Source organism: Rhodoferax sp. RT4P68, from assembly GCF_056521305.1.
Genome location: NZ_JBWMBB010000008.1, coordinates 184,768 through 198,773, shown reverse-complemented (window position 1 = coordinate 198,773; position 14,006 = coordinate 184,768). Strand labels below are relative to the sequence as shown.

Genomic DNA, 14,006 nt, shown 5'->3' with positions numbered 1-14,006 from the left:
GCGGTTTCGCCCACCGCATCGCGCGCCCCTGCGGCCACAGCCGGGGGCACACCCCAATTCACACGATCTGCGGCGCCGTCCAAGTCGACGCCCTGCCCCCACCATGACCGACAAGACCGACTACCGCAGCACCCTGAACCTGCCCGACACCCCGTTCCCGATGCGTGGCGACTTGACCAAACGCGAACCGGGCTGGGTCAAGGAATGGAACGAGCAAGGCCTGTACAAGCGCCTGCGCGCAGCCCGCGCCGGGGCGCCCAAATTCATCCTGCACGACGGCCCGCCGTACGCCAACGGCCAGATCCACATGGGCCACGCGGTCAACAAGATCCTGAAGGACATGATCGTCAAGGCGCGCCAGCTCGAAGGCCTGGACGCGCAGTACGTGCCCGGCTGGGATTGCCACGGCCTACCGATCGAGAACGCGATCGAGAAGAAGCACGGCCGCAACCTGAGCCGTGACGACATGCAGGCCAAGAGCCGCGCCTTCGCCACCGAGCAAATCGTCCAGCAGAGGAGCGATTTCCAGCGCCTGGGCGTGCTGGGCGAATGGGACCACCCGTACAAGACGATGGACTTTACCAACGAGGCCGGCGAGTTGCGCGCGTTCAAGCGCGTGATCGAGCGCGGCTTCGTCTATCGGGGGCTGAAGCCCGTGTACTGGTGCTTCGATTGCGGCTCCTCGCTGGCGGAGTTCGAGATCGAGTATGCCGACAAGAAGTCGCAAACGCTGGATGTGGCCTTCAAGGCGCATGACCCCGCCGCACTGGCCGCCGCTTTCGGCTTGCCAGCACTGGCGAAGGATGCCTTCGCGGTGATCTGGACCACGACCGCCTGGACCATCCCGGCCAACCAGGCCATCAACTTGAACCCGGCGCTGGACTACGCGCTCGTCGACACCGAACGCGGGCTGCTGGTGCTGGCCGCCTCGCTGGTGGAGATGTGCATGACGCGCTACGCGCTGGACGGCAAGGTGCTGGCCACTGTTAAAGGCGCGAATCTCGGCGGTCTGGAGTTCGAACACCCGCTGTACGACGTGGACGCCGGCTACCGCCGCCTCTCGCCGGTGTACCTGGCCGACTACGCCACGGCCGACGACGGCACGGGCCTCGTGCACTCGTCGCCGGCTTACGGCGTGGAGGATTACAACTCCTGCATTGCGCACGGCGTGCGGACGGATGAGGTCCTGAACCCCGTGCAGGGCAACGGCAGCTACGCGGCTGACTTCCCGCTGTTTGGTGGCCTCAACATCTGGAAGGCCGTGCCGGTCGTCCTCGACGCGCTGCGCAGCGCCGGCCGTCTGTTGACCACGGAGACCATCACGCACAGCTACCCCCACTGCTGGCGCCACAAGACCCCGGTGATCTACCGCGCGGCCGCCCAGTGGTTCATCCGCATGGACGAAGGCGTGGGCGTGTTCACCAAGGACAAGGCCCCGCAGACGCTGCGCCAGACGGCGCTGGCCGCCATCGAGCAGACCAGCTTCTACCCCGAGAACGGCAAGGCCCGGCTGCACGACATGATCGCCAACCGGCCCGACTGGTGCATCTCGCGCCAGCGCAGCTGGGGCGTGCCGATCCCCTTCTTCCTGCACAAGGATTCGGGCGAACTGCACCCGCGCACCATGGAGATCCTGGACCAGGCGGCCGCCATCGTCGAGCAAGGCGGCATCGAAGCGTGGAGCCGCGTGACGGCCGAAGAGATCCTGGGCGCCGAAGACGCGCCGCTCTACACCAAAAGCACCGACATCCTGGAGGTCTGGTTCGATTCCGGCTCCACCTTCTGGCATGTGCTGCGCGGCACGCACGCGCCGGGCTTCCACGCGGAAGGCCCCGAGGCCGACCTGTACCTGGAAGGCCACGACCAGCACCGCGGCTGGTTCCACAGTTCGCTGCTGATCGCTTGCGCGCTCGAAGGCCGCGCGCCCTATCGCGGCCTGCTCACGCACGGCTTCACGGTCGACAGCCAGGGCCGCAAGATGAGCAAGTCGCTGGGCAACGGCATCGACCCGCAGGAGGTCAACAAGAAGCTGGGCGCCGAGATCATTCGCCTGTGGGTGGCGGCCAGCGACTATTCGGGCGACATCGCCGGCGACGACAAGATCCTGGCACGCGTGGTGGACGCGTACCGTCGCATCCGCAACACGCTGCGCTTCCTGCTCGCCAACACCAGCGACTTCGACGCGGCCAAAGACTCTGTGCCCGCCGCGCAGATGCTGGAGATCGACCGCTACGCACTGGCCCGTGCCGCGCAATTCCAGGCCGAGATCCTGGCGCACTACAAGGTGTACGAATTTCACCCGGTCGTGGCCAAGCTGCAGGTCTATTGCTCCGAAGACCTGGGCGCGTTTTATCTGGACATCCTGAAGGACCGGCTCTACACCACCGCGCCCGGCTCGCTGGCCCGGCGCAGCGCGCAGACTGCGCTGTGGCAGATCACGCAGGCCATGCTGCGCTGGATGGCGCCGTTCCTGAGCTTCACGGCCGAAGAGGCCTGGAAGCTGGTCGGCACGTCCGAGTCCATCTTCCTTGAGACTTACAGCCAACTGCCGGCGGCCGACGACGCCTTGCTGGCCAAGTGGTCACGCATCCGCGCCGTGCGCGAACTGGTGAACAAGCAGATCGAGACGGTGCGCAGCGAAGGCCGGCTGGGCTCTTCGCTGCAGGCCAACGTGGCCGTGTCCGTGGAGCCAGACGATCACGCGCTCTTGGCCAGTCTGGGCGACGACCTGCGCTTTGCCTTGATCACATCGGCCGCCCTGCTGTCCATCGGCACGCCGACGGTAGAAGTGACGCCTGCCACCGCACCCAAGTGCGGGCGCTGCTGGCACTACCGCGACGACGTGGGTGCCGACGCTGCGCACCCCACGCTGTGCGGCCGCTGCACCAGCAACCTGTTCGGCGCCGGCGAAACGCGGAGCTTTGCCTGATGGCCGGCAAACGCACCTTCGGCAGCGCGCCAGCCCGTTGGTGGCCCTGGCTGGGCCTGGCGCTCGTGCTGTTCATCGCCGACCAGCTGACCAAGCAGTGGATCCTGGCCCGCTACCAGCTGGGCGACGCCACGGTGATCACCAGCTTCTTCAACCTCGTGCGCGCCCACAACACCGGCGCGGCCTTCTCGTTCCTGGCCGGCGCCTCCGGCTGGCAGCGCTGGTTCTTCACGGGCATCGGCGTCGCGGCGGCCATCTTCATCATCTGGATGCTGCGCGCCCATGCGGGGCAGCGGCTGTTCTCGTTCGCGCTGGCCTGCATCCTGGGCGGCGCGGTCGGCAACGTGGTGGACCGCCTGCAGCACGGCTACGTGGTCGACTTCCTGGACTTCCACTGGGCGGGCTGGCATTTCCCTGCGTTCAACGTGGCCGATGCGGCCATCAGCGTGGGCGCCGTGCTGCTGATCCTGGACGAGCTGCGGCGCGTGCGCAGCGCCCGGTAGGGCCACGGATTCGGAAGGCACGCCGGCCCAGGGCCGCATTCGCGAATCCAAGCTCGGCGATCTGGGCTGGAACAGACCTACAGGCCCAGGGCCTGCACCAGCACCAGCGCCGCCTCGTCGGTGAACATGCCCTGCTGCAGCCGCACCACCACATCGCGCGGTGCCACGCAATCGAACTGCGCGACCTCGCCGTCCTGGTTCACCGGCGCCATGCCCTCGGGCAGCGTGCAGCGACTCCAGCAGATGGCCTCCACCACGTAGCCGTGGCGCGTGCCATCGTGGGTCGGCCGCTGCAGGTGCACCCAACCGCCAGTCTGCACGTCCTGCAATGCCTCCAGGCGCAAGCCGGCCTCCTCCCACGTCTCACGTTCCAGCGCCGTCTCCAGCGTGTCGGCGGCCGACACCATGCCGCCCATCAACGTGTCCCAGAGTCCGGGGTCATTGGCCTTCGTCAGTGCGCGCTGCTGCAGCCAGACGTTGCCGCGCGTGTCGAAGCCGACCAGGTGGACGGCCCGTGTGGCGATGCCCAGAACGCGGACGACTGCCCGCTCTACGCTGGCCAGGGGCACGCCGTCGCCATCGCAGACCGCCAGCCGCTCGTCACGCCAGACATGCGCCATGCCTGCGGCACGCAGCGCCAGCGCCAGCCGGTGCAGACCATCGCCGAGATCGCCGCGCACCGTCCAGCCGCCGCCTTCGCGACACAGCAGCCGGGACCCGTCGACTGTCTTGAGACACGGCAGCGCCGGCAGCAGTGCGGCATCGACCGAGCCGATCGTGCGACCGTCCCACCGCAGGGTCTCACGCGGCGCCGCCGGTGGCTGCACGGCACGCGCCAGCAGCGCGGCGCGCCAGTGGGGATCAAGCGCCATGTCGCGCGCGCGTCCACCGCCAGCCCCGGCTTCGCAGTGCGCCAGCGGGGCGCAGTCCGGTCCGGCGGTCACAGCGTCAGGATGGTGCAGCCGGTGGTCTTGCGCGCCTCCAGGTCACGGTGCGCCTGCTGTACCTGGTCAAGCGGGTAACGCTGGTCGATGCGGATCTTCACGTCGCCGCGGATGACCACGTCGAACAGGTCGTCCGCCATGGCCTGCGTGCTCTCGCGCGTGGCGATGTGCGTGAACAGCGTGGCGCGCGTCACGTACAGAGAGCCTTTGGCGCCCAGGACGCCCGGGGCAAACGGCGGCACCGGCCCGGACGCATTGCCGAAGCTGGCCATCAGCCCCAGCGGCTGCAGACAGTCCAGCGACTTCTCAAACGTGTCCTTGCCGATCGAGTCGTACACCACCTTGACGCCCTTGCCGCCGGTGATCTCCTTGACACGCGCCACGAAGTCCTCGCGCTTGTAGTCGATGGCGTGGGCTGCGCCATGCTCCAGCGCCAGCCTGCATTTTTCGGGGGAGCCTGCGGTGCCGATCAGCTGCAACCCCATGGCCCGCGCCCACTGGCAAGCGATCAGGCCCACGCCGCCCGCAGCGGCATGGAACAAGACATAGTCGCCTGCGGCCAGGCCGCCCTGGGGCTGGGTCTTCTTCAGCAGGTACTGGGCCGTCAGCCCCTTGAGCATCATGGCCGCGCCGGTCTCGAAATCGATCGCGTCCGGCAGCTTGCAAACCGTCTTGGCTGGCATCACCCGCAGCTCGCTGTAGCTGCCCGGCGGCTGGCTGGCGTAGGCAGCACGGTCGCCCACGCGCAGGTGCTGCACCCCCTCGCCCACTGCTTCGACCACACCGGCCGCCTCCATGCCGAGCTGCAGCGGCATGGCGAATGGGTACAGGCCCGTGCGCTGGTACACGTCGATGAAGTTCAGCCCGATGGCCTTGTGACGAATGCGGATCTCGCCAGGGCCCGGGTCACCGACCTGCACCTCGACCAGTTGCATCTCCTCGGGTCCACCGTGGCGCTCGATGCGGATGGCCTTGCTTGTCGTCGTCATGTCGTCCTCTCGTTGGTCTATCGAAGCCGCGCATGCTGCCACGAATCGAGCAGGCGGGTGCGTTGGTACATTCGTTCCATGTCGCCACGCCTGACCTTCTCGACCATTGCCATGCTCACCGCCCCGCCCTTGCTCTGGGCCAGCAACGCCATCGTGGGCCGACTGGTCACCGGCATGGTGCCGCCGGTGATGCTGAACTTCCTGCGCTGGGTGGTGGTGTTTGCCTTGCTGGTGCCGCTGGCACGCAGCATCTTCCGGCCCGGCAGCGGGCTGTGGACGCACCGCTGGCGCCTGACAGTACTGGGCGTGCTCAGTGTTGGCTGCTACAACGCCCTGCAGTACCTCGCACTGCAGACCTCGACCCCGATCAACGTGACGCTGGTGGGCTCCAGCATGCCGGTGTGGATGTTGGCGATCGGGCTGATGTTCGGCGCGCGCGTCACCCCACGCCAATGGCTGGGCGCGGCGCTGTCCATCGTCGGCGTGCTGGTGGTGCTCAGCCGTGGCGACGCGCGGCAATTGCTGCACCTGCAGCTGGTGCCGGGCGACCTGTACATGCTGGTGGCCACCGTCGCGTGGTCGGTCTACAGCTGGCTGCTGACGCGCCCGGGGTACCCCGAGGGCCTGCGCAGCCACTGGGCCAGCTTCCTGCTGGCCCAGGTGGTGTTCGGCGTGCTGTCGGCTGGCCTCTTCGCCGGGGGCGAGGCGCTGCTGACGGACGCCGTGCCCATCGCGTGGGGCTGGCCGCTGGCCGCAACCTTGCTGTACCTGGCCGTGGGCCCCTCGCTGCTGGCCTACCTGTGCTGGGGCGCCGGCGTGCGGCGGGTGGGGCCAAGCACGGCGGGCTTTTTCGCGAACCTCACGCCGCTATTTGCGGTGCTGCTGTCCAGCGTCGTATTGCGTGAGCCGCCACACCTCTACCACGCGCTGGCGTTCGCGCTGATCGCCGGCGGCATCGTCGTGTCTTCGCGGAGAAGTGAGCCGCGCACGACAGCCTGAGGCGGCCTGCGCGCTCAGTGCGCTCAGTGCGTGCCGGGGTAGGCGCCGCCGTCGGTCAGGATGTTCTGGCCGGTGACGTAGCTGGCCTGCTGGCTGCACAGGAAGGCGCAGACGGCGCCGAACTCCTCCGGCGTGCCCAGGCGCCGCGCGGGTACGCTCTGCTTGCGCGCCTCGATCACTGCATCCACCGACTTCCCGGTCTTTTTGGCAGCACCTTCCAGCGTGGCGCGGATGCGGTCGGTGTCGAACACACCCGGCAGCAGGTTGTTGATGGTGACGTTGGCCGACGCCAGCTGGGTGGTGCGCGCCACGCCCGCGACAAAGCCCGTCAGGCCGCTGCGCGCGCCGTTGGACAGGCCCAGGATGTCGATCGGTGCCTTCACCGAGCTGGAGGTGATGTTGACGATACGGCCGAAGCCCCGCGCCGCCATGCCGTCCACGGCGCCCTTGATCAACTCGATCGGCGTCAGCATGTTGGCGTCCAGCGCCTTGATCCACGCGTCGCGGTCCCAGTCGCGGAAATCACCCGGCGGCGGGCCGCCCGCGTTGGTGACGATGATGTCGAACTCCTTGCGCACCGCGAACACGGCGGCACGGCCCTCGGGCGTGGTGATGTCGGCCGCCACGCTCAGCACCTGCGCCGCCTGCGGGCGCGCGGGCTCGGCCAGCAACTGTTCTGTGGCCGCCTGCAGCGCTGGCGCACCGCGCGCTACGATCAGCACGTTGACGCCTTCGCGCACCAGGCCCAACGCACAGCCGAAACCCAGCCCCTTGCTGGCGCCGCACACCAATGCCCACTTGCCTGCGATACCCAAATCCATGAGGTGTTCCTTGCGTTGTTCGGTCGATGCGCGGGGATGATACGTGAGCAGCGCAAACGCAAAAACGGCGCCCGAGGGCGCCGTTTTTCTGGTGCGGAATTGGCCGCCTCAATCTTCCACGAACACGTCTTCGCGCTTGTGCTTCACGGCTGGCAAGAGCACGATGATCACCAGAAGCAGTGCAACCGCCAACAGGCCGGCCGAGATCGGACGCGTGACGAACACGCTCCAGTCGCCGCGCGACAGCAACAGTGCGCGGCGCAGGTTCTCCTCCATCATCGGCCCCAGGATGAAGCCCAACAGCAAGGGCGCCGGCTCGCAGTTGAGCTTGAGGAAGATGTAGCCGATCACACCGAACAACGCCACCATCCAGATGTCCCAGGTGTTGTTGTTGGTCGAGTACACCCCTACCGCGCAGAACAGCACGATGGACGGGAACAGCCAGCGGTACGGGATCGTCAGGAACTTGATCCAGATGCCGATCAGCGGCAGGTTCAAGATGATCAGCATGGCGTTGCCGATCCACATCGAGGCAATCAGGCCCCAGAACAGTTCGGGATTGCTGGTCATGACCTGCGGACCCGGCTGGATGTTGTGGATGGTCATGGCACCGACCATCAGCGCCATCACGGCGTTGGGCGGGATGCCCAGCGTCAGCAGTGGGATGAACGAGGTCTGCGCGCCGGCGTTGTTGGCTGACTCGGGGCCTGCCACGCCGCGGATGTTGCCCTTGCCGAACGGAATCTCACCCGGCTTGAGCTTGATCTTCTTCTCGATGGTGTAGGCCGCGAAGGCCGACAGCAGCGCGCCGCCGCCCGGCAGAATGCCCAGCGCCGAACCCAGGGCCGTGCCGCGCAACATGGCAGGCGCCATGTGCTTCCAGTCTTCCTTGGTCGGGAACAAGCCATGCACCTCGGCGGTGAAGACCTCGCGCTCTTCCGCCGACTTGGACAGGTTCATGATGATTTCGCCGTAACCGAACACACCCATGGCGATCACGATGAAGCCGATGCCGTCGGTCAGTTCCGGGATGTCGAAGCTGAAGCGCGCCACACCGGAATTCACGTCGGTACCGACCAGGCCGAGCAGCAGACCCAGCACGATCATGCCGATGGCCTTGAGCAGCGAGCCCGAGGCCAGCACCACGGCGCCGATCAGACCCAGCACCATCAGCGAGAAGTACTCGGCAGGGCCGAACTTGAAGGCCACTTCGGTCAGAGGCGGCGCAAACGCCGCCAGGATCAACGTGCCAACGCAACCGGCGAAGAATGAGCCGAGGCCAGCCGCCGCCAGCGCGGGGCCCGCCCGCCCCTGGCGCGCCATCTGGTAGCCCTCGATCACGGTCACGACGGAAGATGATTCGCCCGGCAGGTTGACCAGAATGGCGGTGGTCGACCCACCGTACTGCGAGCCGTAGTAGATGCCGGCCAGCATGATCAGCGCGGCAATCGGCGGCAGCGCGTATGTGGCCGGCAGCAGCATGGCAATGGTGGCCACGGGGCCGATGCCTGGCAGCACGCCGATCAGGGTGCCGAGCAGACAGCCAATGAAGGCATACAACAGGTTCTGCAGCGTGAACGCTGCGCCAAACCCAAGCGCGAGGTTGTCGAGTAGTTCCATGAGTGACTCAGCCGGTGATGAAGGAAGGCCAGACCTGGAACTGCAGCTTCAGCATCCAGACGAACGCTACGTAGCTGCCTATGGCCAAGATGGTGGCGAGAATCAGCACTTCCTTGAAACGGAAGTTGTCGCCAGCCAGGCTGGCGATGAAGGTCAGCGCGTAAATGGCAGCAATCAGGCCCATGGCCGGAACGCCCAGGTTGGGCAACCCGCCCAGCAAGATGCCGAACATGATGTTGGAGCCGATGATGAAGCCCAGAGGCCTCCAGGCGAACTTGCCGATCTTCTCGCCGTCCCTGGTTTCCACCACCAGGGACGAGAAGGTGATGCCCAGCCCGATCACCGCCATCAGGATGCCGAGCATCAACGGGAAATAGCCTGGGCCCATGCGGGCGCCGGTGCCAACCGTATAGGTCGTCGCCCCCCAGGCGAATGCGATGCCGACACCGGTAAACATCAGCCCGGAGAAAAAGTCTTTCTGACTTTTGATTTTCACAAGATTGCCTCCTCAGAAAAAGGTGGCGCGATTGTGAAGTCATTCACTGGCGCTTCAGATGTGGATTCCACCTACACGCTGCGTTCGGCGTGTATTCGATCGGACGCAGCGCTACTCCAGCGGTGGTGTGGCGCTGAGCACTTCTGCCATGGTCGTCAGACCCTCTGCCACGCGCAACGCGCCGGCCAGGCGCAACGGCCGCATGCCGTCCAGGAGCGCCTGCTTGCGCAGCCCGGCACCGCTGCCCTGCTGGTGCAGCTTGTCCTTGAACGCCTCGCTGACGGTGAGCAGTTCATACAAGCCCATGCGGCCCAAGAACCCGGTCATGCGGCAGTCCACGCAGCCCACCGGCTTGTACGGTGTGCAGGCGCCGTTGATGCGCCAGGGCTGGATCAACTGGTTCAGCGCCTCGCGAGAGAGTTCGTCGTCCGGCACGCGGCAATGGCGGCACAGCGTGCGCACCAGACGCTGCGCCAGCACGCCGAGCACGGTGGCGTTCAGCAGGTACGCGGGCACGCCCAACTCCATCAGGCGGGTCAACGCCGAGGGCGCGTCGTTGGTGTGCAATGTGGAGAAGACCAGATGCCCAGTCAGCGCCGACTGGATCGCCATGTCGGCCGTCTGCAGGTCGCGTATCTCGCCGACCATGATCACGTCCGGGTCCTGCCGCATCAGCGCGCGCAGGCCTTCGGCGAAATTGAAATCGAGCTGCGGCTGCACCTGCGTCTGGTTGAAGGCCGGCTCGATCATCTCGATCGGGTCTTCGATGGTGCTGACGTTCAGCTCTTCCGTCGCCACACGCTTGAGCGTCGAATACAGCGTGGTGGTCTTGCCCGAGCCGGTCGGCCCGGTGACCAAGATGACACCGTGCGGACGCTTGACCAGCGCCTCCCAGCGGCCGGCATCGTGTGCCGAGAAGCCCAGCGCGTCCAGATCCTTCACCGCCGTGTCGGGATCGAAGATGCGCATGACCATCTTCTCGCCGAAGGCCGTGGGCAAGGTGGACAGTCGCATCTCGACTTCGTCGCCACGCGGGTTGCGCGTCTTGATGCGGCCGTCCTGCGGGCGCCGGCGCTCCACCACGTCCATGCGGCCCAGCAGCTTGACGCGCGCCACCATGGCGTTCATGACACCCATGGGCATCTGGTAGACCGGATGCAGCAGGCCGTCGATGCGAAAGCGGATCACGCCCTGGTCGCGCCGCGGCTCCAGGTGGATGTCACTGGCGCGCTGGTTGAAAGCGTACTGCCACAGCCAGTCGACCACCTGCACCACGCCCTGGTCGTTGGCGTCCAGCTGCTTGTTGTTCTTGCCCAGCTCGACCAGTTGCTCGAAGCTGGCCGCCGCCGCACCGCCGCCCGCCTTCTGCGCGGCCTTGACCGACTTGGCCAGCGAGAAGAACTCGGCCGTGTAGCGGTGGATGTCCAGCGGGTTGGCTACCACGCGGCGCACGCTGCGCCGCGCCTGGCGCTCGACCTCGGCCACCCAGTCGGTGACGAAGGGCTCAGCCGTGGCCACCACCACCTCGCTGGTGCCGACCTGCAGCGGCAACACCTTGTGGCGCTCTGCGTAGACCGCGCTCATGGTGTCGGCCACCTTGCCCACGTCCACCTTGAGCGGGTCGATGCGCAGGTAGGCCAGACCAGCGCGGCCGGCCAGCCATTCGGCCAGCATCTCCATGTCCAGCGGCTTGCCGTCACGCGCGCGCAGCATCGCCACACTGGCCAGCCGCACCAGCGCGGGCTGGGCACTTTCGGCCTGCGAACAACGCGCCACCGTGCGCTGGAATTCCTCGCTGGAGATGACGCCGTCCTCGGCCAGCCAATCGACCAGCAGCCGCCAGGTGACCGGGCCGACGTAGGTGGTGCGCGCTGCGGTCGCCATGGTGCAGTCCTTCAGTCGACTACGGGGTGGAACACCCGCAGCCACTTGCCGGCATCCAACCCCCAGCGGGCCTTGATCGCCGCAGCGCTGGCCAAGAGGTCGGCGCGGGCCGGCCGCGTGGGCTCGCGCTGGGCCAGCACCACGGTGTTGCCCTCGCGCGTCGGCCGGAACGCCCACACGGCCTGCGCACCGAACGCCGCGCCGATGCGCGCCACGCTCGTCTCGTAGCTGGACGAACGGCCGAACAGGTTCACCGTCATTGCGCCGTCGTCGGTCAACAGACGCCGGCAGTCGGCATAGAAGTCAGCGCTGTCGAGGACCGGCGAGGCCGCCTCGTGGTCATACAGGTCCACCTGCAGCGCGTCCACCGTGCCATGCAGGCTGCCGTCCAGCACCGCCAGACTGGCATCGGCCAGCCGCACCTGCAGCCGCGCGTCGTCCGGCGGTAACTTGAACCAGCCACGGCAAGCCGCGATCACCTGCGGGTTGAGCTCGATGGCCGTGGTGCGCATGCGCAGCTTCTTGTAGCAGTACTTGGTCAGCGTGCCGGCGCCCAGGCCCAGCTGCATGGCGTGGCGTTTGGCCACGCTCTCGGGCGCAACGAAGAGCAGCCAGGCCATCATGCGGCGCACGTACTCGAGCTCGATCTCGAACGGCGTATCGATCAGCATCGAACCCTGGACCCACTCGGTCCCCAGGTGCAGGGTGCGCACCTCGCCATCGTCGGCAAAGTGCACTTCCGGCAATGCGGCCCGTTCGACGGACCGGGGCCGCCGGCCTGGCTTGTGTCTGGCGTCGCTCGCTGCTTTCTCCAACATCGCTCCCGTTCCGATCAGGCCACCGCGGCCAGCGGCGATTGTGGCGTCAAAGGCTGCCCAGCAATCCGCGCAGCCGAGGCAGCGCGTCCAGCGCATTGCGCGAGGTGGCAGTCTGGACCTCGTCCTCTTGCAGATTGCGCAGCTGCGCCAGCACCGCACCGATGCGCGGCAGCTCGGCCGGCGTGTTCAGCCCTTGCGGCTGGCCGGCGGTGCGGTCGGCCTGCTTCACATAGAGCCACTGAGGCGGGATGTCAGGCGCGTCCGTCTCCACGACGATGGCCTGCAGCGGCAGCTCTGCCGCCAGCGCGCGCAGTTGCCGCGCGGCGTCGAACGTCATGGCGCCGCCAAAGCCCAGCTTCAGGCCCTGCGCCAGCACTGCGTCGGCCTGTTGCCGGCTGCCGTTGAAGGCGTGCGCGATGCCCAGCCAGGGGCGCTCGCCGCCCTGTGGCGAGGCCAGCGCGCGCAGATGCTTGAGCACCTGGTCGACGCTGCGCCGCGTGTGCACGATCACCGGCAGGCCGTGACGCCGGGCCAGCTGCAGCTGCGTGCGGAAGAAGTGGATCTGGCGCGCCAGCATGGCCGGCTCGTTTAAGGCTGGCACAAAGAAGTCCAGCCCGATTTCGCCCACCGCCACGAGCCGCGGGTCGTCCGCGTGTCGCGTGAGCGCCTCGTCCAGGCGCTGCAGATCACCGTCGTCGGCACGCGGCACCAGCAGCGGGTGGATGCCCAGCGCATAGGCGTCGCCGGTGCGATGCGCCAGAGCGCGCACGGTCTCAAAATCGAACACGCCGACCGCCGGCAGCACACACAGGGCCACGCCGCGCTCGGCGGCCAGCGTCCGCGCCTCGATCGCCCGGACATGCGCCGCCCCAAACTCGGGCGCATCCAAGTGGCAATGGGTGTCGATCCAGGGCATTGCACCACTGTAGCGCGCGCCCTGCGTGGGCCCGCGCGGCGCTGCCATCAGCACTATTCCAGCCCGCAAGCGAAGGAACCCTAAGGCGGGTGCAGGCTCCGATGAACCGTGGTACCGTGACCTAGTAGACAGACAAACTCACATCATAGGGTGACCCGATGCGACGACCGGCTCTGTACAGCAGTGCGAAGCGTGTGCCCGCGCAAGGGGTGCAGGCTGCTGCGCCGGCCTCTCTGTCTGACGATGCATCGGCCGACGGCACGCCGACGACCGGTACCGCGCCAGGTCGCGCCCGCCTCTCACTGCGCAACCCTCGATTGCTGTGGAGTTGCATCGCCCTGATGGCCGCAGCATTGCTGGTCACCGGCACGCTCGCCACCCGCCCCGCCCAACGCACGCTGACGCAAAAGGACATCGACGCCGCCGTCCTGCGCACGCTGGAGACCAACCTGCTGCCCTCGGCCGCCTCCAAGGCCTACGCCGCGATCGCACCGTCGGTGGTACGGGTGATGGGCTTCGTCAAGGACAAGAGCGGCAAGGAAGAAGAGAACGGCGTGGGCACCGGCGTCGTCATCGTCGACAAGGGCGTCATCCTCACCAACCTGCACGTGGTCGCCGGGGCCGAGACCATCAAGGTCACCTTCTCCGACGGCCTGGAGACCACCGCCTCCGTCACCGGCATGCAGCCCGAGAACGATCTGGCCGTGCTGCAGGCCCACAAGATCCCGGACGACATGATCGCCGCCACCATGCGTTCCACGGCCGATCTGATGCCCGGCGACGAAGTGCTGGCGGTCGGCTTTCCGTTCGGCATCGGTCCATCGGCCTCGGCCGGCGTCGTCTCCGGGCTCAAGCGCGAATTCCGCTCGCCCGAAGGCAAGCAGCCGCTGACCAACCTGATCCAGTTCGACGCGGCCGCCAACCCCGGCAATTCGGGCGGCCCGCTGGTCACCATGGACGGCCAGGTCGTGGGCATCGTCACCGCCATCCTGAACCCGTCGCAGCAGCGCACCTTCATTGGCATCGGTTTTGCGGTGCCGATCGAGAACGCGGCTTCTGCCGTCGGCCTGCATCCGTTCTGAACCCG

The 14,006-nt window shown here is 67.3% G+C and carries 12 protein-coding genes; 4 read left to right on the top strand and 8 right to left on the bottom strand.

The window, feature by feature from the left end; genetic code table 11:
* Positions 1-103 precede the first annotated feature (103 nt).
* Both ileS and lspA read left to right on the top strand, forming a co-directional pair.
* Entirely contained in the window at positions 104-2,929 is a 2,826-nt protein-coding gene (gene ileS / locus AC099J_RS18455; protein ID WP_479616743.1) for an isoleucine--tRNA ligase, read from the top strand.
* Positions 2,929-3,432, top strand: coding sequence for a signal peptidase II (gene lspA, locus AC099J_RS18450; RefSeq protein ID WP_479616742.1), 504 nt, complete (start codon positions 2,929-2,931; stop codon positions 3,430-3,432). The genes ileS and lspA overlap by 1 nt, the downstream gene beginning before the upstream one ends.
* A 77-nt stretch (positions 3,433-3,509) precedes the next feature.
* On the opposite strand, the gene AC099J_RS18445 is transcribed toward lspA, so the two are convergent.
* Both AC099J_RS18445 and AC099J_RS18440 read right to left on the bottom strand, forming a co-directional pair.
* Entirely contained in the window at positions 3,510-4,304 is a 795-nt protein-coding gene (locus AC099J_RS18445; RefSeq protein ID WP_479616741.1) for an NUDIX hydrolase, read from the bottom strand.
* A gap of 68 nt (positions 4,305-4,372) precedes the next feature.
* On the bottom strand, positions 4,373-5,365 hold the full coding sequence (locus AC099J_RS18440) for a quinone oxidoreductase family protein (protein WP_479616740.1): 993 nt from the start codon (positions 5,363-5,365) through the stop codon (positions 4,373-4,375).
* Between the two features lie 78 nt (positions 5,366-5,443).
* On the opposite strand from AC099J_RS18440, the gene AC099J_RS18435 reads away from it, so the two are divergent.
* The gene (locus AC099J_RS18435; RefSeq protein ID WP_479616739.1) at positions 5,444-6,364 is read left to right on the top strand and encodes a DMT family transporter; all 921 of its coding nucleotides are present in this window, start codon (positions 5,444-5,446) and stop codon (positions 6,362-6,364) included.
* A gap of 23 nt (positions 6,365-6,387) precedes the next feature.
* Here the strand turns inward: AC099J_RS18435 and AC099J_RS18430 are convergent, their stop codons facing one another.
* The 6 genes from AC099J_RS18430 to AC099J_RS18405 all read right to left on the bottom strand — a co-directional run bounded on the left by AC099J_RS18430 (position 6,388) and on the right by AC099J_RS18405 (position 12,967).
* Positions 6,388-7,185: an SDR family oxidoreductase gene (locus tag AC099J_RS18430; protein WP_479616738.1), complete on the bottom strand. Its 798-nt coding sequence runs from the start codon at positions 7,183-7,185 to the stop codon at positions 6,388-6,390.
* Positions 7,186-7,293: 108 nt separating this feature from the next.
* Positions 7,294-8,805 carry a tripartite tricarboxylate transporter permease gene (locus AC099J_RS18425; RefSeq protein ID WP_479616737.1) on the bottom strand — a complete coding sequence of 504 codons (1,512 nt, stop codon included), beginning with the start codon at positions 8,803-8,805 and terminating at the stop codon, positions 7,294-7,296.
* A gap of 7 nt (positions 8,806-8,812) precedes the next feature.
* Entirely contained in the window at positions 8,813-9,301 is a 489-nt protein-coding gene (locus AC099J_RS18420) for a tripartite tricarboxylate transporter TctB family protein (protein ID WP_479616736.1), read from the bottom strand.
* Between the two features lie 111 nt (positions 9,302-9,412).
* Positions 9,413-11,185 (bottom strand): type IV pilus assembly ATPase TfpB, encoded by a 1,773-nt coding sequence (gene tfpB / locus AC099J_RS18415; protein WP_479616735.1) that lies wholly within the window; start codon positions 11,183-11,185, stop codon positions 9,413-9,415.
* An 11-nt stretch (positions 11,186-11,196) separates the two neighbouring features.
* Entirely contained in the window at positions 11,197-12,003 is an 807-nt protein-coding gene (locus AC099J_RS18410; RefSeq protein WP_479616734.1) for a class I SAM-dependent methyltransferase, read from the bottom strand.
* A gap of 46 nt (positions 12,004-12,049) precedes the next feature.
* A complete protein-coding gene (locus tag AC099J_RS18405; RefSeq protein WP_479616733.1) occupies positions 12,050-12,967 on the bottom strand; it encodes a TatD family hydrolase in 918 nt (305 codons plus the stop codon).
* A 110-nt stretch (positions 12,968-13,077) separates the two neighbouring features.
* Between AC099J_RS18405 and AC099J_RS18400 the strand changes: the two genes are divergently transcribed.
* Entirely contained in the window at positions 13,078-14,001 is a 924-nt protein-coding gene (locus AC099J_RS18400) for a S1C family serine protease (RefSeq protein WP_479616732.1), read from the top strand.
* Positions 14,002-14,006: the final 5 nt, after the last annotated feature.

Coding starts and splice junctions, on each gene's coding strand:
- ileS (WP_479616743.1), top strand. CDS start 104: ATGACCGACAAGACCGACTACCGCAGCACCCTGAACCTGCCCGACACC.
- lspA (WP_479616742.1), top strand. CDS start 2,929: ATGGCCGGCAAACGCACCTTCGGCAGCGCGCCAGCCCGTTGGTGGCCC.
- AC099J_RS18445 (WP_479616741.1), bottom strand. CDS start 4,304: ATGGCGCTTGATCCCCACTGGCGCGCCGCGCTGCTGGCGCGTGCCGTG.
- AC099J_RS18440 (WP_479616740.1), bottom strand. CDS start 5,365: ATGACGACGACAAGCAAGGCCATCCGCATCGAGCGCCACGGTGGACCC.
- AC099J_RS18435 (WP_479616739.1), top strand. CDS start 5,444: ATGTCGCCACGCCTGACCTTCTCGACCATTGCCATGCTCACCGCCCCG.
- AC099J_RS18430 (WP_479616738.1), bottom strand. CDS start 7,185: ATGGATTTGGGTATCGCAGGCAAGTGGGCATTGGTGTGCGGCGCCAGC.
- AC099J_RS18425 (WP_479616737.1), bottom strand. CDS start 8,805: ATGGAACTACTCGACAACCTCGCGCTTGGGTTTGGCGCAGCGTTCACG.
- tfpB (WP_479616735.1), bottom strand. CDS start 11,185: ATGGCGACCGCAGCGCGCACCACCTACGTCGGCCCGGTCACCTGGCGG.
- AC099J_RS18410 (WP_479616734.1), bottom strand. CDS start 12,003: ATGTTGGAGAAAGCAGCGAGCGACGCCAGACACAAGCCAGGCCGGCGG.
- AC099J_RS18405 (WP_479616733.1), bottom strand. CDS start 12,967: ATGGCAGCGCCGCGCGGGCCCACGCAGGGCGCGCGCTACAGTGGTGCA.
- AC099J_RS18400 (WP_479616732.1), top strand. CDS start 13,078: ATGCGACGACCGGCTCTGTACAGCAGTGCGAAGCGTGTGCCCGCGCAA.